General features: G+C 40.6%; 21 protein-coding genes. 2 read left to right on the plus strand and 19 right to left on the minus strand.

Annotation, left to right across the window (positions count from 1 at the left end; all coding sequences use genetic code 11):
* Positions 1-74 precede the first annotated feature (74 nt).
* Together IL356_RS03520 and IL356_RS03525 are read left to right on the plus strand one after the other, a co-directional pair.
* Positions 75-1,043 carry an HU domain-containing protein gene (locus IL356_RS03520; protein WP_121847181.1) on the plus strand — a complete coding sequence of 323 codons (969 nt, stop codon included), beginning with the start codon at positions 75-77 and terminating at the stop codon, positions 1,041-1,043.
* Between the two features lie 79 nt (positions 1,044-1,122).
* Positions 1,123-1,644 (plus strand): acyl-CoA thioesterase, encoded by a 522-nt coding sequence (locus IL356_RS03525; protein WP_121847180.1) that lies wholly within the window; start codon positions 1,123-1,125, stop codon positions 1,642-1,644.
* Here the strand turns inward: IL356_RS03525 and IL356_RS03530 are convergent.
* The 19 genes from IL356_RS03530 to IL356_RS03620 form a co-directional block, all read right to left on the minus strand.
* Positions 1,641-2,477 (minus strand): aldo/keto reductase, encoded by an 837-nt coding sequence (locus tag IL356_RS03530; RefSeq protein WP_121847179.1) that lies wholly within the window; start codon positions 2,475-2,477, stop codon positions 1,641-1,643. The genes IL356_RS03525 and IL356_RS03530 overlap by 4 nt on opposite strands.
* Positions 2,478-2,511: 34 nt before the next feature.
* On the minus strand, positions 2,512-3,681 hold the full coding sequence (locus IL356_RS03535; protein WP_225621375.1) for a murein hydrolase activator EnvC family protein: 1,170 nt from the start codon (positions 3,679-3,681) through the stop codon (positions 2,512-2,514).
* Between the two features lie 52 nt (positions 3,682-3,733).
* On the minus strand, positions 3,734-4,534 hold the full coding sequence (locus tag IL356_RS03540; RefSeq protein WP_121847177.1) for a DUF4292 domain-containing protein: 801 nt from the start codon (positions 4,532-4,534) through the stop codon (positions 3,734-3,736).
* Between the two features lie 43 nt (positions 4,535-4,577).
* Positions 4,578-5,519, minus strand: coding sequence for a tetratricopeptide repeat protein (locus tag IL356_RS03545; protein WP_121847176.1), 942 nt, complete (start codon positions 5,517-5,519; stop codon positions 4,578-4,580).
* A gap of 24 nt (positions 5,520-5,543) precedes the next feature.
* Complete coding sequence (dut, locus tag IL356_RS03550; RefSeq protein WP_121847175.1) at positions 5,544-5,978, minus strand: dUTP diphosphatase; 435 nt, start codon at positions 5,976-5,978, stop codon at positions 5,544-5,546.
* Positions 5,979-6,032: 54 nt separating this feature from the next.
* Entirely contained in the window at positions 6,033-7,502 is a 1,470-nt protein-coding gene (locus IL356_RS03555) for a lipopolysaccharide biosynthesis protein (protein WP_121847174.1), read from the minus strand.
* A gap of 83 nt (positions 7,503-7,585) precedes the next feature.
* Entirely contained in the window at positions 7,586-8,053 is a 468-nt protein-coding gene (locus tag IL356_RS03560) for a hypothetical protein (protein WP_162987772.1), read from the minus strand.
* Positions 8,054-8,123: 70 nt separating this feature from the next.
* Positions 8,124-9,344, minus strand: coding sequence for a TCR/Tet family MFS transporter (locus IL356_RS03565; RefSeq protein ID WP_121847172.1), 1,221 nt, complete (start codon positions 9,342-9,344; stop codon positions 8,124-8,126).
* Between the two features lie 116 nt (positions 9,345-9,460).
* Complete coding sequence (gene atpG, locus IL356_RS03570; RefSeq protein WP_121847171.1) at positions 9,461-10,321, minus strand: ATP synthase F1 subunit gamma; 861 nt, start codon at positions 10,319-10,321, stop codon at positions 9,461-9,463.
* A gap of 67 nt (positions 10,322-10,388) precedes the next feature.
* Positions 10,389-11,969, minus strand: coding sequence for a F0F1 ATP synthase subunit alpha (atpA, locus tag IL356_RS03575; protein WP_121850551.1), 1,581 nt, complete (start codon positions 11,967-11,969; stop codon positions 10,389-10,391).
* Positions 11,970-12,031: 62 nt separating this feature from the next.
* The gene (gene atpH, locus IL356_RS03580) at positions 12,032-12,571 is read right to left on the minus strand and encodes an ATP synthase F1 subunit delta (protein WP_121847170.1); all 540 of its coding nucleotides are present in this window, start codon (positions 12,569-12,571) and stop codon (positions 12,032-12,034) included.
* A 37-nt stretch (positions 12,572-12,608) separates the two neighbouring features.
* A complete protein-coding gene (locus IL356_RS03585) occupies positions 12,609-13,109 on the minus strand; it encodes a F0F1 ATP synthase subunit B (protein WP_121847169.1) in 501 nt (166 codons plus the stop codon).
* A gap of 86 nt (positions 13,110-13,195) precedes the next feature.
* A complete protein-coding gene (gene atpE, locus IL356_RS03590; RefSeq protein WP_013993139.1) occupies positions 13,196-13,384 on the minus strand; it encodes an ATP synthase F0 subunit C in 189 nt (62 codons plus the stop codon).
* 36 nt (positions 13,385-13,420) lie between these two features.
* Positions 13,421-14,605 carry a F0F1 ATP synthase subunit A gene (gene atpB / locus IL356_RS03595; protein ID WP_121847168.1) on the minus strand — a complete coding sequence of 395 codons (1,185 nt, stop codon included), beginning with the start codon at positions 14,603-14,605 and terminating at the stop codon, positions 13,421-13,423.
* Between the two features lie 96 nt (positions 14,606-14,701).
* The gene (locus IL356_RS03600; RefSeq protein ID WP_162987771.1) at positions 14,702-15,088 is read right to left on the minus strand and encodes a DUF6168 family protein; all 387 of its coding nucleotides are present in this window, start codon (positions 15,086-15,088) and stop codon (positions 14,702-14,704) included.
* A 9-nt stretch (positions 15,089-15,097) separates the two neighbouring features.
* Positions 15,098-15,322 (minus strand): AtpZ/AtpI family protein, encoded by a 225-nt coding sequence (locus IL356_RS03605; protein ID WP_121847166.1) that lies wholly within the window; start codon positions 15,320-15,322, stop codon positions 15,098-15,100.
* Entirely contained in the window at positions 15,300-15,737 is a 438-nt protein-coding gene (locus tag IL356_RS03610; RefSeq protein ID WP_121847165.1) for a bactofilin family protein, read from the minus strand. The genes IL356_RS03605 and IL356_RS03610 overlap by 23 nt, the downstream gene beginning before the upstream one ends.
* A gap of 3 nt (positions 15,738-15,740) precedes the next feature.
* A complete protein-coding gene (gene porW, locus IL356_RS03615; RefSeq protein ID WP_121847164.1) occupies positions 15,741-18,296 on the minus strand; it encodes a type IX secretion system periplasmic lipoprotein PorW/SprE in 2,556 nt (851 codons plus the stop codon).
* A gap of 399 nt (positions 18,297-18,695) precedes the next feature.
* Entirely contained in the window at positions 18,696-19,427 is a 732-nt protein-coding gene (locus IL356_RS03620; protein ID WP_121847163.1) for an ABC transporter ATP-binding protein, read from the minus strand.
* Positions 19,428-19,438 lie beyond the last annotated feature (11 nt).

Here is a 19,438-nt window from a genome sequence, read left to right on the forward strand (position 1 = left end):
CACAAAATATAATGTTAATAAAAAGTTATGGCAGCCTTGGATAAGCACTCAATTTTTTATAAAATTTGCGGTGTATGGGCTTAGAACACTATATAAAAGACTTACTCTATCGTTACAACTGTGTGGTAATTCCTGGTTTTGGCGCGTTTCTCACCCAAGAGAAATCTGCCATCATACAAGATAGCACCAATACTTTTTATCCTCCTACAAAGACCGTTTCTTTTAATCAGCAACTGGTTTCAAATGATGGCTTATTGGTTTCTTACGCAGCCGAAGCACAGAAAATTTCATTTGAAGAGATGTTAAAACAGGTCAATGAAGAGGTGGCCCAATGGCAAAAGAAATTGAACGGTGGAGAACATTTAAGGTTGTCAGACATAGGTTCACTATGGAACGGCCCCGAAGGAAAGATGCAATTTCAACCCGCTTCTAGCGTGAATTATCTAACTTCTTCCTTTGGAATGAATTCTTTTGTTTCTTCCCCTATTACCAGGGAAACAATAAAAACGGAAGTCTCTCAAATGGAAGAGCGCATTCCTATCGCTTTTACGCCTGAGAAAAGGGAGACTCTTACAGTAAGGCCTTATTTGAAGTATGCTGCGGTCGTCTTAGTTGCCCTTACAGCTGGGTTTGCCGGTTACAAGTACTATCAAACCAACGAGGCCAATTTGCAACTGGCCCGTGAAGATGCCCAAGAACAGGTATCAAAGCGTATTCAAGAGGCTACTTTCTTCGACACGGCACCTTTAGAGCTACCCGCCATTACCTTGAAAACTTCTAAAAATATAGAGGAACAACCTATTGCCGAAAAGGGGCAAAAAGTTCATCATATTATAGCCGGAGCCTTTAGATATCGCACCAATGCCGATAGAAAAATCACTCAGCTGAAAAAGCAAGGTTACAACCCATCGTATATAGGCACCAATCCTTTCGGACTTTATATGGTGGCTTATGACAGTTATACCGATGCCGATGAGGCCCTTAATGCACTGCATCAAATTAAGCGCACCCAAAAAGACGCTTGGTTAAAATCGGTAAAGTAAATTACCTTTCACCATCGAGATTTTGATTTGCCCGGCCTTCTTACGGCTTAAGAACGTATCTTTGCCGAAAAATTAAGATATGCAGGGCAAAAACCCGAAAGATTCTAGAACGACCATGACCGACATGGTTCTCCCTAGCGAGACCAACCCACTGAATAATCTTTTTGGCGGTGAACTTTTAGCTCGGATGGACCGTGCGGCCAGTATTGCCGCTAGAAGACATAGTCGTAGAATAACCGTAACCGCATCTGTTAACCATGTAGCCTTCAACCAATCGGTGCCTGTAGGAAGCGTTCTAACTGTAGAAGCAGCGGTTTCCAGAGCTTTCAACACCTCTATGGAAGTCTATATCGACGTTTGGATGGAAGACCGTTTCAGCGGCGAACGCACCAAGGCCAACGAAGCTATTTATACATTCGTAGCTGTTGACGATACGGGCCGCCCAACCGAAGTTCCGCCTCTTATTCCTGAAACGGAACTAGAAACACAGCGTTTTGATGGCGCCCTGCGCCGCAAGCAGTTAAGCTTGGTTCTTGCAGGTAAAATGAAACCTAACGACGCCACTGAATTAAAGGCGCTTTTCTTGGGCAATCAGGTTTAGAAATCGAAGTTGTCCGGATCCGGGCCACTTCGTTCGCCCTTATGCAAACTATCTAGATACGCTACTTCGTTCGGTGCCAGCTCAAAATCAAAAATTTCAGAGTTCGATACTATTCTGTTTTTGTGCACTGATTTAGGTATGGTGACTACGCCTTTTTGTAAATTCCATCGCAGAACAATCTGTGCCGTCGATTTACCATACTTATCTTCAAGCTCTTTGGTGATATCAAGCTCAAAAAGCTTACCCTGCATGAATGGAGACCAGGCCTCGTACTGTATTTTATTGGTATTGCAAAAATCAAGTAGTTCTTGCTGTACCAAATGCGGGTGAAATTCCATTTGATTGACCATAGGCACTATCTCAGCCGAACCCAATAAATCTTCAAGGTGGTGCTTTAGAAAATTGCTTACCCCTATCGCTTTGATACGGCCTTCTTTATATAATTTTTCCAAAGCGCGCCAGGTATCTTTGTATTTACCGGCGACTGGCCAATGAACCAAATACAAATCAACGTAATCAGTTCCTAGCCTTTTTACGCTAGCCTCGAACGCCTTCAAGGTGCTTTCATAACCTTGATCACTATTCCACACCTTCGTAGTAAGAAAAACATCTTCTCTTGCTACGCCAGAATCGACAATTCCCTTACCCACGCCTTCTTCATTCTTATATGCCGCTGCGGTATCTATATGGCGATAACCACTTTGTAATGCAAATTTGACAGCATCGATTACCTCTTCGTCATTATCAGCTAAATAGGTACCTAAGCCAAAATAAGGCATATCAACACCATTGTGCAGTTTAAAGGTTCCTTGTATATCCGTGATTTTACTCATAATCGTATATGTTTTATTCGGTTCTTAAAATGACCTAAAGTTGGTAAACCCATTCTTCAGGATTAAGTTTTGCGGTGTTCTGGTGCAGATAAAACTTTAGTCTTGTCTGACCGTTAGACCGATTGGTATAAATATCGCCAAGTTCCGTTTTTGCCTCCACCTGATCACCCTTTTTCACATAGAGGTTCGTGAGATTATAGTAGGTGCTGATATAGTTACCATGTTTTAACTGCACCGCTTTATTACCCCCGGGAATCGAAAGAATAGCAATTACTTCGCCCCTAAAAATAGCTCTCGCCTTTGCACCTTCATCCGTAGTGATAATCACACCATTGCTTTGATGTTTGATTCCAGGATAGATGGCATCGCTGTAAACACCAAACCCTTGGCTTTTAAAACCCTTCTCTACGGGCCAAATCAAGCGGCCCTTATTGGCAGAAAAGCTATTGGCTATAATAGCGGCCTCAGGGGTCAATAAAAACTTACTGGGGTCATCATCTGCTTTACCCGCCTCTCTGTTGGCATTGGCAATGGCCTCTTTCACCAACCGTTCTATCTCCCTATCGATTTGCTTGGCTTGATTCTGTTTGTCGCGAATCTCGGCAGCATACTTGGTCTCATCTTTTCTAATGGACAGAAGTAAATCTTGTTGTGCTTTCTTTTCTGAAGTCAACGAATTCTTTTCTTTGACATTGGCCGCAACCAATCGGTCCTTTTCTTTTCGTTGGACTGTGAGCTTTTGGTTCAGCTCTGTCAATTCATTGGTCTTTACCACAATCTTTTCACCTTGTTGGCGGCGAAAATCAGTATACTGCTTGATATACTGTACACGTTTAAATGCTTGAAAGAAATTTTCGGAAGACAATAAAAACATCAGTTTGCTTTGCTGGATCTTGCTTTGATACCCCTTCTGAATCATAGTGGCGTAATCATCTTTAAGCTCGTTCAGCTCCTTTTTCAAATCTGATATAGCATTAATGTTCGTATTGATTTTTCGGCTGAGCAAATTTGATTGTTCGTTGGTAACATTAATCAATCGTTGCCTTACTTTAATTTTTTGATCCAGAGCTTCCATACGGTCAAGCACTGAGCCCTTCTTCTCCTTTTGGGCGAACAACAGATGGTTGATTTGCTCAATTTCCTTCTGCAATTGCTCCCTTTTTGCCTCCAGCTCTTCCTGTTCGCCACCTTGGGCAAAGGTCATTACAGGCGCTAACGAGAAGAAAAGAAAAATAAGTAGTAAAACAAAGCGGCTTCTATTTGGCCTCATCCTCTAAAACAATCTCTTTAAAACCTTTTGGTATATTATAGGGGAAGTTCAACGGCTGATTGAACTCCATATTTCGATATTCGATATCCACAGTATTTCTCTCGTTACCATCGATAGCCGCAATGGCAATATCGTTCGGTAACACCCATTTGTTGATACTCTGGTAACTGTTATAATTGATTTGAAGCAGACGCTTTTTCAAAGGTTGCGAAAGTTGCTGTGAAGCCATCTTGAAATTGGTAGGGTCTACCATAAAAAGCACCTTGAAGAGCTCCATAGGCTTTTTTGGTTTAAGCTGGTAGCTCTTGTTGACAAGCTCTACATCGTACTTAGCATTGTTCAAGTCGAAAATAGCCTCTCCCAGAAGCAGGTTCTGAACCTGTTCAAAGTCTAATTCGGTACCCAAAAACTCGCTCAGGTAGGCAAAATCACCATCAAAATATTCGTTCTGAAGTTTGTTGTAGAAAGAAACCCTTCCCGGTGTAATGTAGGCCTTCACCATGCCAAAAGGTGCACTTATCCAAATAGCTTTATCCTTTTCCATTCTTAAGGTAACAGAAACACCTTGTGAAGATTCGCCATCAGAATAATCGATTCTCATTTTTCCACTAAGTGTCTTGAAATCCAAGGCATTTTGGTAATGGTTTCTAATGACCGACTTGGCTGTGATACCCGGCTTTACGTTGGTATCGCCCAAGGCTTGCTTAGATTTACAGGAAAAAGCCAATACGGCCAATATCAATAGAGAGCTAAGTCTTGATGCAGACCTAAAAAAAATCTTCTTCATAAAAGCAACAATTAAAAGCTAGCATTTAGCCGCCTTTAAGGCTCTAAAAACCAGGTTTTATCTTACGAAGATACATATTTGCCCTGACTGAATTGTTAATGGAATTATAAGCATCGGAAAGTTCTTGATAGAACTTATTACCTAGGGAAATATCGCCAATCAAATAATCTAGACCCGTTTCAAGTAGTTCTATCGCCTCTCGGTGCTTGCCTTTTTTATTTAGGGCACGCCCTTGGGCGTAATACAGCAAGGGTTGAGAAGGAAAACTCTCTAGGGCCTCACTTGAAATCTTTTCTAACATGATAAGGTTATCTGTTCTGAGAAAATTGTCGATTTGAACCTTATACTGGTTGAATGTGTTGACCTCGGCATTGTTCTCGCTTGAAACCGAGAACGAAGTGCTTGTTATTTCGTCTTTTCTTTTCTCTAAAGAGTCATTTATTTTTACGGCTAGCGCTGCCGCAAAATCCGATTTATCGGCATTTTTAAGAATGCTTAAAGCAGTTTCATAATCCCTCTTTTTGAAATAAGCCAAAGCCAAATTCTCATTCAGCTTTTGATGGTTAGGTAGCTGATTCTTTGCGTTATCAAATTCCTTTCCTTGCTTTCTCAATGCTTCAACAAAGGTATCGGCATACCAAAGGTTATCGGGCTCGTTTTGTAGGGCTTCAAAAGCATAGTCTTCCGCAAGGGGATATTCCTTTTCTTTTAAATATACTTTGGCCAACTCATGGTCGACCACCAATTTACCGGGATCTATATTCTTACATTTAAGAAGTAGGTTGATTGCCTTATCATAGTTCTCGATTCCCTTTTGTTTCAGCGCCTCAAAAAAATTCTCTTGAAACTCGTCAGAATAGTTTTCAAGAAAAAGCTCTGCACTCTTTTGCTCATTAAATTCTTCTTCCGGCTCTTGGGCATATAACGGATTCACAAGTAGGCCAATGGCCATACTATACGCTGCTATCTTTATCAATCCGTTCATACCTTTCAATCAAAATATATCAGGCTATTTTACACCCGTACTTCCAAAACCCCCAGCCCCACGGTCGGTTTCCGATAATTCTTCTACTTCATTCCATTCGGCCCTTTCATGCTTTGCAATTACCAATTGCGCAACACGCTCGCCATTTTCAACTGTAAATGACTCGTTAGATAAGTTAACAAGTATTACGCCTATTTCACCACGATAGTCCGCATCAATTGTGCCCGGTGCATTTAATACGGTAATTCCCTTTTTGGCAGCCAACCCACTTCTAGGCCTAACTTGGGCCTCGTACCCAACAGGAAGCTCGATAAAAAGTCCTGTTTTAACAATGGAACGCTCTAAAGGTTTTAACGTAATCGGTTCAGAAATATTGGCTCTTAAATCCATTCCTGCCGATGCTTCGGTCTCATAGTGTGGTAGTTGGTGCGATGATTTGTTGATTATCTTTATCTGCATTATAGTATTTGTTATTTATATCTATTACTTGCTAGCTACGGCCAAAAAATTCGACTATGCTTTCGAGGATTTTTTTAGGAAAATTTGCTTCAATTTATCGTTCTCCAACCTGTAAACCAAGCCCAAAAATAATATCAGCAATACACTACCGATTAAAATATTTCTATTGAAAACATAGAATGACAATGCCGAGAATAAAATGGATATACCCAAATAGAATATAATCTTTCTGAAGTTATATGGAACGGGGTATCTTGATTTTCCTAAATAATACGACAAGCACATCATGGTGCCATAGGCCAGAACCGTAGCGATAGCAGAAGCCATATAGCCGATTGCCGGAATGAAAAAATAGTTTATACCGATTGTTACAAAAGCGCCGATCAGTGATATAAATGCTCCGTATCGGGTGCGGTCGGTAACTTTGTACCAGACCGAAAGATTGTGATAGATACCCAGAAAAAAACTGGCCAAAATTATCAGCGGTACAATATTCATAGCTTCCCAATAAGCTTCATCTTGAACAAAAAGAACCTTAAGCCAATCTGAAAATACGATAACGGCCAATAATATAATACTTCCTAATACAACAAAGTAATTGGTAATCTGTGCGTATGCTTTCTGAGGATTTTCGGTACCCGCATGACTAAAGAAAAAAGGCTCAATACCCATTCTGAAAGCGGTAGCGAATAGGGTCATGAACATGCCTAACTTATAACAGGCCGAATACTTACCCACTTCACTCTTCGCTATTTCTGCCGGAAGTAATTGCTCCAATAAAATTCTATCAAAAACCTCGTTAATGGTAAATGCGATACCGGCTACCAGTACGGGCCAAGCATACCGCATCATTCGTTTCCACAGTTCAAAATCAAAGGTATAGTCTCTTCTGAGATAAAGGCCTAACATCAAAAGAAGGGTTAGTCCGCTAGAAACCAAATTAGAAATAAAAATATAGGATATCTCAAAATTCGGTCGGTACAACCAGCCCAAACCTTCCGTACCATCGGCAGCCATTTTTGGTAGCATCACTAAAAAGAAAACGTTCAAACCCAGATTGACCCCAACATTTAAAATCTTGATCACTGCATATCGCATAGGCTTCTCATTCGCCCTGAGCCATGCAAAAGGAATAATCACGAGCGCATCTAACGCAATAATAAAAATGGTATAGCGTATAAAATCGGTATCGATACCTGTGGCTGAGGCAAGACTACCCTGCATCAAAAGAGCCAGTATGGTAAAACAGGTGGTGCTCGCCAAAATAGAAATTAGCGAAGTCGAAACTACGGTTCGTTTGTCGTCGGCACCGTTGTAAAACCGAAAGAATGCAGTTTCCATACCATAAGCCAAAAGCACATTGAATATGGCAAACCACGCAAAAATTACGGAAACCTCTCCGTAGCCAGAAGTCGCCAACACCCCGGTATACAGTGGCAACAGCAAGAAAGACATCATCCGCGGAAGTACCGTAGCGAGCCCATATATCGCTGTTTGTTGAAATAGTTTTTTAAGCGGATTCAATAGCGTGGTTTAGTGCTCAAAAGTACCTATTTAAAGGGATGTAACAAAGAGATGAAATAGGCCCCTACCTCGTTTTTAACGGGTTATTGTGAATTTTTGGCTTCTAAATTGGGATAGATGATGGCCAAATTCCTCTGAATTCCATTAATCTGAAAATACTTCACTTTTTCATTGTTCACATAACTCACTACTGCCTGAGTTTCGGACAATTGAAAAGGGAAGGGCTCATCTTCTTGACTGGTCTCAACTAATTCATTTGCGATATCTCCGAATTCCGCCACTGCCACATTACCTATAGAAGTCAACTTAATTTGAAGTGGTGCACGCTTGCCCATATAGTATAAATTTTTCAGCTCGGCCCTGTCTTTCTCGAGGCTCAAGATGGGTATCACTACCTCATGACCCTCTTTTGCAGAATCATTTTCTAGAGTCCACTTTTGCGCATACGGTTCTCCCAGACTAAATGGGGCGGTTGTTTCAATTTTTTTGGTTGAAGAACATCCTGAAATTATAAAACCTATAACCAATATTGCTCCTGTCAAAAATCTCATATCTTTCTCGGTCTATTATTTTACACCTTAGATACGAGCGAATTGACTATAGGGACTATTTACAGCAATCTTAGGCTTCTTCCATATCAATACCCTTCATGGCCCATGAGGCAAAAAGTAGGGCTGTAAGGAGAAAACAGGCTGCCAAGGTATATGGAGCCCCTGGAAAGTAAATGGCGCCTTCTGGCCGTATGAAAAAGTAAAAAACAGGGGAGAAAATGAGTTGGCCAAGAATTGACGTAATACTTAGAAGCCCGGTGATAGCCCCCTGGAGATTGCCCTGCTCTTTTTCAGAGACCTGATTAGAAATCACCCCTTGTACCGTAGGGCCGGCGACTCCACCAAGAGCATAGGGTATTAGAAAGGCATACAACATCCAAGGTTCGGTAGCCAATGCAAATAAAAACATGCCGAGGGTCCATAATAAAAAACCTATCACCACCACTTTTTGACGGCCGAATTTCTTAACGAGCACACCTACCAAAACACCTTGTACCAATGCCACTAAAAGCCCCACAACCATTAAAGAAACCCCAATCTCTTTGGGGCTCCATTCGTAACGTTCAATACCATAGTAAGACCATGTAGCGGGAAGCGCCTGACCTGCCAGGTTAGCCAAGAAAAAAGCAAATATCAACGCAAGTACGCCCTTATAATTTCGCAAGCTTATCAATGAAACCCCTGGTATCATTTTTTTTACCTCTATAGGCCTTCTATTTTCTTTCTGAAGGGATTCGGGCACGAAAAGCCATCCGAAAATAAAATTGGCAAAGGTGAGGCCTGCTGCAATGTAAAATGGGAGTCGTATATCTATTTCACCGAAAAAACCTCCCACTCCGGGGCCAATTATAAAGCCCAGACCAAAAGCGGCACCGATCAAACCAAAATTTTTAGCCTTATTCTCCTTTGTACTGACATCCGCTATGTAGGCCGATGCCACGGTAAAGCTGGCACCTGTAACCCCAGCGAGAAAACGACCCAGAAACAACCATGAAATAGATGGTGCCCAAGCATGGATCAAATAATCAACGCTAAGCCCTAAAAGAGCCAATAAAAGAATGGGGCGGCGCCCATATTGATCCGAAATTTCTCCTAGAACTGGGGAAAAAAGAAATTGCATGCCAGCAAAGGCGGTAGTCAACCACATACCGTATATAACGGCCATGTGAGTGCCCTCTCCCGTCAATTCCATAATCAAATCAGGAATAATCGGAATGATAATACCAATACCAATTACATCCACTAGAATGGTTACAAAGATGAAAAGAAGGGCGGTTTTTTTTGACTTCATAATGCCGACAAAAGTCGAATAAAATTTAGTGAGCGCCTAGCGATAGCGGCAATATAAATTAGAGCAATAAAAAACCCCACAATTGTGGGGTTTGTATGATTTTGTTGCTATTGAATTTAGCCGTTCAAAGCTTCAGCACCACCCACAATTTCCAATATTTCATTGGTAATTGCCGCTTGTCGCGCCTTATTATAGGTCAATTTCAACTGATCTCTCAATTCTTTGGCATTATCGGTTGCCTTGTGCATTGCAGTCATACGAGCACCGTGCTCACTGGCAAAAGAATCTCTTACGGCTTTATAAAGCTGCGTCTTTAAAGACTTAGGGATTAATTGCTCAACAATCTCAGCCTTTGATGGCTCGAATTTATAATCAGCTGCGGCAGTCTCTCCTTCCTCAGCTGGAACTATCGGCAAAAATTGCTCGGTAATAACCAATTGAGTGGCGGCATTCTTGAATTTGTTATATACGATATCGATTTTATCGTACTTGCCTTCTACGAACAATTCCATAAGCTCTTCAGCAATAGTAGATACGTTGTCGAAAGTCAAATCATCAAACACTGGGCTATGATTGCTGACCACCGTAGACTTTTTTGATAAGAAATCATTGGCCTTCTTACCTAAAGCAATGTAATCTACTTGCTTACCAGCATAGGTTTCATTGGCCAATAAAGTGACTTGCTTAAGAATATTCGAATTAAATGCACCTGCCAAACCTCTGTTCGAAGTTATTGCCACTATCAACACCTTCTTCACTTCACGGTTATCGGCATACTTGCTACCGGAATCACCATCTAAACTTGCACTTAAGCTTTGTAAAAGCTCGGTAAGTTTATCTGAATATGGGCGCATTGCCGTAATGGCGTCTTGGGCTTTTTTCAATTTTGCAGCGGATACCATTTTCATGGCACTCGTAATCTGCATGGTTGAAGACACCGATGAAATCCTATTTCGTATTTCCTTTAAATTGGCCATTTTTCTTATAGTAATTAGTTAATAGTGGTTGGTTAATAGTATAACCTAACCTCCATACCTAGTACTCTTAACCTCTGTACTTGCTTGAAAGTTCTTTAGCTACCGTTGTTAGCGTATCGATTACCTCATCGGTTAATTTACCCGCTTTTAGCGTATCAAGTACACCTCTGTGTTTCGCATTCAAGAATTCTAAGTAATCTCTTTCAAACTCCTTTACCTTTTCTACCGGAACATCTCTCAACAAGTTTTTAGAACCTGCGTAGATAATAGCTACCTGATCTTCTACAGTGTAAGGGTCATTCTGTGCCTGCTTCAAGATTTCAACGTTACGACGACCTTTTTCAATTACGTTCAAAGTAGCTGCATCTAGATCGGAACCGAACTTGGCAAAAGCTTCCAATTCACGGAACTGTGCCTGATCTAGTTTTAAGGTACCGGCAACTTTCTTCATCGATTTAATCTGCGCACTACCCCCCACACGCGATACCGAAATACCAACGTTAATCGCAGGACGCACCCCTTGGTTGAACAAATCTTGCTCTAAGAATATCTGACCATCGGTAATGGAGATTACGTTGGTAGGAATATAAGCGGAAACGTCACCTGCTTGTGTCTCAATAATCGGAAGAGCCGTTAGAGAACCTCCACCTTTTACCATTGGTTTTAATACCTCTGGTAAATCGTTCATGCTTTGCGCAATCTTATCATCGTTTATCACTTTTGCGGCACGCTCCAACAATCTTGAGTGAAGGTAGAAAACGTCTCCAGGGTAGGCCTCACGTCCTGGTGGTCTTCTTAAAAGAAGAGACACCTCACGATAAGCTACCGCCTGCTTTGATAAATCATCGTAGATAATCAATGCAGGGCGACCTGTATCACGGAAATATTCACCGATAGAAGCCCCAGCAAATGGAGCATATACCTGCATTGGCGCAGGATCTGATGCGTTGGCCGCTACAATGGTTGTATAGGCCAAAGCGCCTTTTTCTTCCAAGGTCTTGGCAATTGCGGCAACGGTAGAAGCTTTCTGACCTACGGCAACGTAGATACAGTAAACTGGCTCACCGGCATCGTAGAATTCCTTTTGATTCAAAATGGTATCGATACAAACAGTTGTCTTACCTGTTTGACGGTCACCGATAACCAACTCCCTTTGACCTCTACCTACAGGAATCATAGCATCAATAGCCTTAATACCTGATTGCATAGGTTCGGTTACGGGCTCTCTATAAATAACACCAGGCGCCTTTCGCTCCAATGGCATTTCGTAGGTATCACCGGCGATAGGACCCTTACCATCGATAGGGTTACCCAAAGTATCAACCACACGCCCAACAATACCTTCACCTACCTTAATGGAAGCAATTCTTTGGGTACGTTTTACGGTAGCACCTTCAAGAACTTCTTTAGAAGGGCCTAAAAGTACGACACCAACGTTGTCTTCCTCGAGGTTAAGAACAATACCTTCCAATCCACCTTCAAACTCCACCAATTCTCCATATTGAGCATTGGAAAGTCCGTAAACACGGGCGATACCATCACCAACCTGCAATACGGTTCCTACTTCATCCAAAGTAGCGGTAGCTTCAAATCCTGATAACTGTTTCTTTAATATTGCTGATACTTCAGCGGCTTTTACTCCTGCCATTTGTTTAGACATTATACCTGCGAAAATAGAACGAGACCTCTAATTTCAAAGGTTGTTGTTATTTATAGACTATTGGTAAATTCTCTTTTTAAATTATTCAATTTATTCGCAATACTCGCATCGTACTGCAAATCGCCGACCCTTAGAATAAAACCTCCGATGATACTCTCATCGATTTTATTCTGAATGCTTACCTCGTTACCGGTAAGCTGGGCCACTTGCTTCAAAACTTTCTTTTCAAGCTCTGGCGTCAATGGAACGGCTGTGGTTACATATGCCACACCTTCACCTTTTAAATCTTCGTTTAAAATAATATACTTTAAGGCAACTTCGTTTAAAAGAGATACTCTCTTATTACCTGCCAAAGTACCTAAAAGACCTAAAGTTATTTCGTTGCTACCTGCAAATATGGCCGCCAAGGATTCTTTTTTTGTTTCCTCTTTGATAACAGGGCTCTGCAACATATTGCGAAGCTCTTTGCTTTCTGAAATGGTAGCTACTATAGAACGCATATCATCTTCGACCGCATTTGCCGCTTTTTTTTCAACTGCAAAGTTTAAAACGGCTTTTGCATATCTTAAGGCTGCTCTAGAATCGCTCATTTGTTTCTTATTTGGTAGTTAACTTAAAGAATATCGATTAATTCAACTTAACGTCGCCCAACATACTTTCAACCAACTTTAGTTGCTTGTCTTTGTTGGCCAATTGCTCTTTAAGCACTTTTTCAGCTATTTCTACCGAAAGTTCGGCTACTTGATTCTTGATATCAGCAACAGCGGCCTTCTTTTCGCTCTCGATGGCTGCCTGAGCTTGTTTAATCAATTTGTCTGCCTCTACTTGAGCCTGCTCTTTTGAGTCGGCAATCATCTTATCTTTTATCTCTCTAGCTTCTTTCAACATAGCCTCACGCTCGGCACGAGCTTCTTTCAAAAGCTTGTCATTGTCGGCCTGAAGATTTTGCATTTCTTTTCTGGCCTGTTCGGCTGCCTCTAAAGCGCCCTGAATACCTTCTTCTCTTTCATTAAGAGACGTTAATATAGGTTTCCATGCAAACTTCACCAATAGAAAAATCAGACCTAACAAAAGAATGGTCTGTACAATAAAAAGGCCTGGTGAAAAATCGTTTATTAAAATGTCCATATATAATATCTTAATAGCTAATGTTTGATGAAAAGCATTTCCTGCAACCAACCGTTACAGGAAAATGCTTTTAGGTTTTTCTATTCTTATTTTCCTAAGAACAAGGCACCAAATGCCAAACCTTCTAAAAGTGCAGCGATGATAATCATTGCAGTTTGGATTTTTCCAGTCGCTTCTGGTTGACGAGCAATACCTTCCATTGCTTTACCACCGATTTGACCAAGTCCGATACCGGCTCCGATTACGATTAAACCTGCTCCAATTAAGTTGTACATAGTAAATGATTTATATATTAAATAAAAAACTCAATTCTAAATAAAATTCTCTCGAACGTCTTCTGCGTCGGCCACCTCATGACCATGTGCGTCATGTTCATGCTCATGATCGTGTTCCGCTACTGCCATTCCAATAAACAAAGCAGAAAGCATTGTGAAAATATATGCTTGTAGAAAAGCCACCAAAACTTCGATCAAAGTGATAAAAAATGATAAAACCAATGACAACCCAGTAGCGCCCGCTACACCCAAACTATTCTTTAGGGTAAACATGATAGCGATAAGACTCATGACAACAATATGACCTGCTGAAATATTCGCAAACAAACGAACCAATAACGAGAAAGGCTTAATCAAAAACGCTCCTGCCAATTCGATGATGGCCAAAACGGGACGAATAAGAACCGGCACACCTGGCATCCAGAGCATGTGCATCCAATAATCTTTATTTCCGCTAACCGTATAAATAATCAAGGTGAAAATAGCCAATGCCGCAGTTACGGCCAATTGCCCGGTTACGTTGAAACCTAAAGGAGTAAGACCTAAAAGATTCAAAATCCATATAAAAAAGAAAACGGTTAATAGATAGCCTGTAAATTTTCTATACTTCTTTTCACCGATGTTCGGTTTGGCAATCTCATCTCTAACATAGATTACCAAAGGCTCAAGCACACGACCAAAACCCGTTGGCACCTTTTTTGTCTTGTATTGTTTGGCCAAACTAGAAAAGCCCCAAAGCATCAATAGACCGACCAAAAGAATACCGACAACACTTTTAGTCATAGAAAAATCTAAAACCTTATGGGCGTTTGTAGGGTGATGCGCCTCATCGAACTTCACCTCATTAGCACCACCATCCAATTCATAAATTTTACTATGAAGCTTAACAAACCGAGAACCATTTTTTTCAACGATTACCTCGCCTGAATCATCATGATGAAAAGCAGATGACATAAAACTGGCCAAACCATTACTTGACCAAACAATGACCGGAAGTGGAAAACCGACATGCTTTCGCTCACCAGCACCGTTAGTGTAAGAGAACAAATGAAAATCGTGTGAGTCTTTAATATGGTGTTGAATATACGCCTCGACTTCTTCTTTAGTACTTACAGCGCCATCAGCCTTATCGTCTGATTCTGAAGACGCAAAACCTTGGAGTGAAAAGCAAAGTGCAAAAAGTAGTAATAGAGTTCCGACCGATCTTGATACTTCCTTCATGGGTTCTTTATCAAAAAATTAAGCTCCTAAAATTTGGCGCAAAAGTAGTTATTCTTAACGTAAATCAAACCATATTTTTTATATAAAATTCTGGGATTATTTACCGCGCAATATTTTTGTAACAAAAACAACTTCCAATATTAGAAAAATAGCAATGGGTATTAAAATAGATCCCCTGTAAAACCTCGATATAATCTGATCTCCCATGAGTTGGGGATAAAACATCATCGTGAAAACCATGATTTTAAAAACCAAAAGGCCCATATAAATAAAACCCAGTTGCGGGAAAACCGACTTGATTTTGGCCACCAGTCGAAAGACAATTATAATCGATAAAGAGAAAATGCCATGAAAAACATAGGCCTTCTTCAGTAAAACTTTCAGCTCATCATATTCTTCACCCAAAAACCATTCGTGCAGAAAGAAAGAAGTCGCGCCCACAAAAGTGAACACGACTATGTATAACAAAATTGTTTTTACCACTAGACCCTATTATTTGTTCAAGTTGATGACCTTTTTTATGACTAGGTACATCGACAAAAATACAGCAATAAGGGTAATTGTATCCTCTAAATATGTTTTTTCAAACTTTTCATCCAACCACGCCCCTAGAAGATTCCCCAAATAAATGGTCGCCCCCATTTGTATGGCTATGCCCGACAGGCTAGCCGCGTTTCGGATCAAGCGCGAATTATCACGAGGCTTTTGCTGGCTCATTGGCAGCTGTACCTATAGTTGTTTTAAAATTGCTGCTACTGCTTGACGAAGCACCTTTGCCCTTCATAGTACAAGAAGCATTAAAAGTGGCCCCTGGCTCTACCGCCAATTTAGATACGGAAACCGTACCCTCGATTACCGCTGAAGATTTTAACGACAATAAATCAGAAACTAAAAGCTCACCGTTGAAGCTTCCTTCGATATCTGCGTTGACGCATTCTACCTTTCCGTGAATGTAGCCGTCTTTACCGATAACTACCTTACCGGTGGTTTTTACATTTCCATCTAATTTACCATCGATTCTAAAATCGGCTTCTGAGATGATATCTCCTTTGATTTTAGTGTGCTTAGAAATTCTGTTCGGTTGTGCTCCTATTTCGTTCATAGTTCTAGGTTTTTTGTTATCGGAAAACATTTGTTATGGTTTTGGGGTTAAAATCTGATTCTTATAATCTTGTAGGTTTTTATGAACTTGTACCGTCTTGTAGTTGCTAGATAAAATTACAAAATTCTCATTGTCAATAAGGTAATCCTTGTTAAATTTTATAAGTTCTGCGAACCCTAGAGCGTAGTCCTTCGATTTAAAACCGTGTACTACTACGAATTGCTCTTCCAGCGTATAAATGTCTTTTGACACCCTATTCTTGTATCTTAAATCTATGATTGCGTCTTCTAGCTCTTTCATAACTCTCAAAGCAATCTGATTATTGCTTCTTCTGAAAGGAAAAACAACTTTCCAGTTATCGGTACCTGTAGAGCCTTCTTCTGCAGAGAATTCGGTAACGGCCAATTTTGGTAATTCCTCTGACACTATTTGTTCTGCCTTTTTGCCTTCGGGGGAATTAGGGTAGGTAAGTGCGACGTAGTTCAAGGCCTCTTCGAACGGTTCAAAACCATTGAGCCTGCCTATGGCGTTCGCTTTTAACATCTCGAATTTCGGAACGATTGGGTCACCCGTGAATTTTTCAATGTTCTCTTCAGCACCAGTAATCGTGCGCAAGAACTCTTGCTGCTCGTAAAGTCTGTAGAGGGCGGCATAACGTGCAGCCGGGCTATCTTCATCGCCCTCAAGAACGGCCCTAGGGTTCAAAATGATTTCGGCGTAACGAGAATCACCATGGTTTTTAAGTATATCGGCCTTCATCGAAGCCAATAACGGACTACCCTCTTCTTCATATATCTTATACAAATTATACTTAGAAGGCAATACCAGTCTTTCTTCAGGATTGGAGGCAAGAACATCTTCAAGCTTTTCGGCAGCCAAAACGTTCTCTTTGAATTTCTCTTTATAAATCAACCCCAGCTGATAGTTGGCAAAGTTTTTTTCAGTGCGGAGGCTATCAATAGTACTCTCTTCCTGAGGAATCTGGTTAAGATAAAAATCGACGGACATGCGGTCATCAGCAGCTTCTTCACCCAAACCTTGTTGGTCGTTTGCCGCAACAGCGTTAGTCGCTTCTGCCGGCAAAGAACGACTTTTATCGCTCCAACGCCAGTTATCTGCCAGTTCTCTTTTGCCCCATCGTTGGGCGAAATCATTTTTGCCGTAACCTAAACTGGTCAAATTATAAAAATAGAACTTGCCTTTATTCTCTTTACCCCCTTTGCTTTGGGCAAATTGAGCAAAGCCCGCATTCATTCTGTTCTCTTCTTTTTTCGCCGCCGCTTCCTGTGCCTTTTTCAAACTAGCAATGTGCTCTTCAAAATAGGCCACCTTTTTTTCTTGGGGCATTTCGTATACAGTGATTACACTATCGGCGTGATGAACGATGTCTTCATATTTGATTACATCTTCAAGGTTATCAAGTTTCTTCTTGGTAGAGCGGTATTTTTTAGTATTCTCATTTAAGTTGGTCAGAACACTGTCATAATAGGCACCTGCCAACTTATATATGTTTCTATCAAAATTATAAACTGCCAGGTTCTCATAATTCAGAGCATTTAATTTAGGCTCATTTTGGGTGGCCCTTAGCGACTTGTTGAAGTATAGCAATGCCAAGCTATCGTTCTCTTGATTCAAGTGATACTCGGCGACTTGACGATAAATTAGATGTAAAAAGGGTCTGTTTTCACGATTCTCCTCCATTTTGGTGAGATACTCAAGCATCAGCTCCTGATTTTCAGAAGTAACATCGGTATTCTTAATCTTCTCTATTTCTGCATTCACCATATAAACCCTTGGTGATTTTCGATTTAGGTCAATTACCTTATCAAACGCGTAGTTGGCGCTGTCTTTATGCCCTAATTGGTTAAATAGCTGGCCTATTATGTAATAATAACGACCCTTCTCAGAGTTTTTCTTGGTATAATAAGATGCAATCTTCAGTTGCTGAACAGCTGTATCGATAACCCCAAGATTAATATATGCCTGAGCCATCATAGCGCGTGCATCGGCATATTCTTGCTCTTTCAAATCTTCGTATTTCATTAGCCACTTCAAATTTTTAATGGCCAACTCTTCATTCTCAAGTCTAATATTTACCTTCTCACGCCAGATACGTGCCTCAGCAATCTTGTCGCTAAAATCATATTTGTTGATGATGTAGTTAAAAGCCTCTAATGCGGGAATATACCTTTGGTCAAAATACCTGGCCTTGCCCAACAATAAAAAAGCTTCATCAGTTTGTGGGTTTCGCTCGACATCTTTAATATCCATACTATGTTTTTGTATGGCTTTCGTGGCCTTCTCTTCAGCAATTATGAAGTTAGGGTTGTTATCTTCAGAGTCTAGTTTGATTTCGTCGGTAACCTCTAGGCGCTCTACCGGAAGCACCTCCCAGTAATCATCATGGTAAGTATTGTTTAGCTCTGTGCGCCCCTCTTCAAAGGCAATATTGCCATTATACAGAGTGTTGTATTTGGTGTTGAGCGCATGCCAATTTCGGTTTACGAACGTATCTTTCTTGGTAGAGCAAGACGATATCGCGATGCCCCCCAGAACCGAAATCAAGACCAGTTTTTTATATAGCTTCAAAATTGTAAATCTGTGTACGTAACTCTAACTAAAAAAGAACGGGATTATTATGTATTTCATCGATAAAATATTTTAATCAAAGCCGTTGAAGCGATAAAGCCTCGGAAATTGTACCAGCAGGACTTTAGAACATAAATAATCTCTAAAATAGCGACTTTAATACCAATAAAACCTTTCGAAACAAGCCCCCTACATTAAAAAAAGAACTGAACTTAACCGACCGACAGGTCAGTGAATAAGTGGCCGGAACATTTTATGGCTGTTTTTATACAGTTTAAAGAAAAGAAGGAGTAGTTTATCGATGAATCAGGTACAAGGCCTCTTAAACCCCAACGCTGATACCGACCCAATGGTCGGTTTTCATAAATTTCATTTCAAAAAGAATATACCATTCACCCACTAAGAAATGATGGTTTCGCCAGGGGCCGAAAAAGAAGATCCAGAGAAAAACGCTTCTAATTCTCTTAAAGTTTCAGCGGAGGTCTCAATATCTTTCACCACCTCACCCTTATTCAATACAACTATTCGTTCACAAACTTCAGTTACATGAATTAAATCGTGGCTGGAAACCAAAACGGTTACCCCCTTTTGCGCAGCCAATTCTTTTATGATTCCCTTGAGCCTGATTTGGGTGGATGGGTCTAAATTAGCGAAGGGTTCATCTAAAATCACCACTTCTGGCTGACCGATAAAGCTGGCAACAATACCCGCCTTTTTCTGATTACCCTTAGAAAGGTCTCTTAAATATTTGTTCTGACCCAATATTTCTCCGTGAAAAAATTCTTGGAAGTTGGCCAATAATGCATCGACATCGGCTGTGTTCTGATGACGAAGTTCCCCGATAAAATAGAAATATTCTTCAGGGGTAAGGTATCCTATCAAAAAAGATTCATCAATGAAAGATGATGTAAAAGGTTTCCAATCTTCGCTTTGATCTACCCGAACATTATTTGTAACAATATGACCTGTGGTTGGCTGGATCAAATCTAGCAAAAGGCTAAAAAATGTAGTTTTACCTGCGCCATTGTTACCTACTAAACCAAAACTTTGTCCCTTGGTGATATTCAATTGAGGAATATTCAAAACAGTCTTTCCGTTGTACGTCTTGCTAAGGTTTTCTACTTCAATCATAAATTGGAACT

Origin of the sequence: Euzebyella marina, assembly GCF_014855515.1 — a bacterium.
Taxonomy (GTDB): Bacteria; Bacteroidota; Bacteroidia; order Flavobacteriales; family Flavobacteriaceae; genus Euzebyella; species Euzebyella marina.

Excerpts from the sequence above, each read along its gene's own strand:
- IL356_RS03520 (WP_121847181.1), top strand. The coding sequence starts at position 75 with ATGGGCTTAGAACACTATATAAAAGACTTACTCTATCGTTACAACTGT.
- IL356_RS03525 (WP_121847180.1), top strand. The coding sequence starts at position 1,123 with ATGCAGGGCAAAAACCCGAAAGATTCTAGAACGACCATGACCGACATG.
- IL356_RS03530 (WP_121847179.1), bottom strand. The coding sequence starts at position 2,477 with ATGAGTAAAATCACGGATATACAAGGAACCTTTAAACTGCACAATGGT.
- IL356_RS03535 (WP_225621375.1), bottom strand. The coding sequence starts at position 3,681 with ATGACCTTTGCCCAAGGTGGCGAACAGGAAGAGCTGGAGGCAAAAAGG.
- IL356_RS03540 (WP_121847177.1), bottom strand. The coding sequence starts at position 4,534 with ATGAAGAAGATTTTTTTTAGGTCTGCATCAAGACTTAGCTCTCTATTG.
- IL356_RS03545 (WP_121847176.1), bottom strand. The coding sequence starts at position 5,519 with ATGAACGGATTGATAAAGATAGCAGCGTATAGTATGGCCATTGGCCTA.
- dut (WP_121847175.1), bottom strand. The coding sequence starts at position 5,978 with ATGCAGATAAAGATAATCAACAAATCATCGCACCAACTACCACACTAT.
- IL356_RS03560 (WP_162987772.1), bottom strand. The coding sequence starts at position 8,053 with ATGAGATTTTTGACAGGAGCAATATTGGTTATAGGTTTTATAATTTCA.
- IL356_RS03565 (WP_121847172.1), bottom strand. The coding sequence starts at position 9,344 with ATGAAGTCAAAAAAAACCGCCCTTCTTTTCATCTTTGTAACCATTCTA.
- atpG (WP_121847171.1), bottom strand. The coding sequence starts at position 10,321 with ATGGCCAATTTAAAGGAAATACGAAATAGGATTTCATCGGTGTCTTCA.
- atpA (WP_121850551.1), bottom strand. The coding sequence starts at position 11,969 with ATGGCAGGAGTAAAAGCCGCTGAAGTATCAGCAATATTAAAGAAACAG.
- atpH (WP_121847170.1), bottom strand. The coding sequence starts at position 12,571 with ATGAGCGATTCTAGAGCAGCCTTAAGATATGCAAAAGCCGTTTTAAAC.
- IL356_RS03585 (WP_121847169.1), bottom strand. The coding sequence starts at position 13,109 with ATGGACATTTTAATAAACGATTTTTCACCAGGCCTTTTTATTGTACAG.
- atpE (WP_013993139.1), bottom strand. The coding sequence starts at position 13,384 with ATGTACAACTTAATTGGAGCAGGTTTAATCGTAATCGGAGCCGGTATC.
- atpB (WP_121847168.1), bottom strand. The coding sequence starts at position 14,605 with ATGAAGGAAGTATCAAGATCGGTCGGAACTCTATTACTACTTTTTGCA.
- IL356_RS03605 (WP_121847166.1), bottom strand. The coding sequence starts at position 15,322 with ATGAGCCAGCAAAAGCCTCGTGATAATTCGCGCTTGATCCGAAACGCG.
- IL356_RS03610 (WP_121847165.1), bottom strand. The coding sequence starts at position 15,737 with ATGTTTTCCGATAACAAAAAACCTAGAACTATGAACGAAATAGGAGCA.
- IL356_RS03620 (WP_121847163.1), bottom strand. The coding sequence starts at position 19,427 with ATGATTGAAGTAGAAAACCTTAGCAAGACGTACAACGGAAAGACTGTT.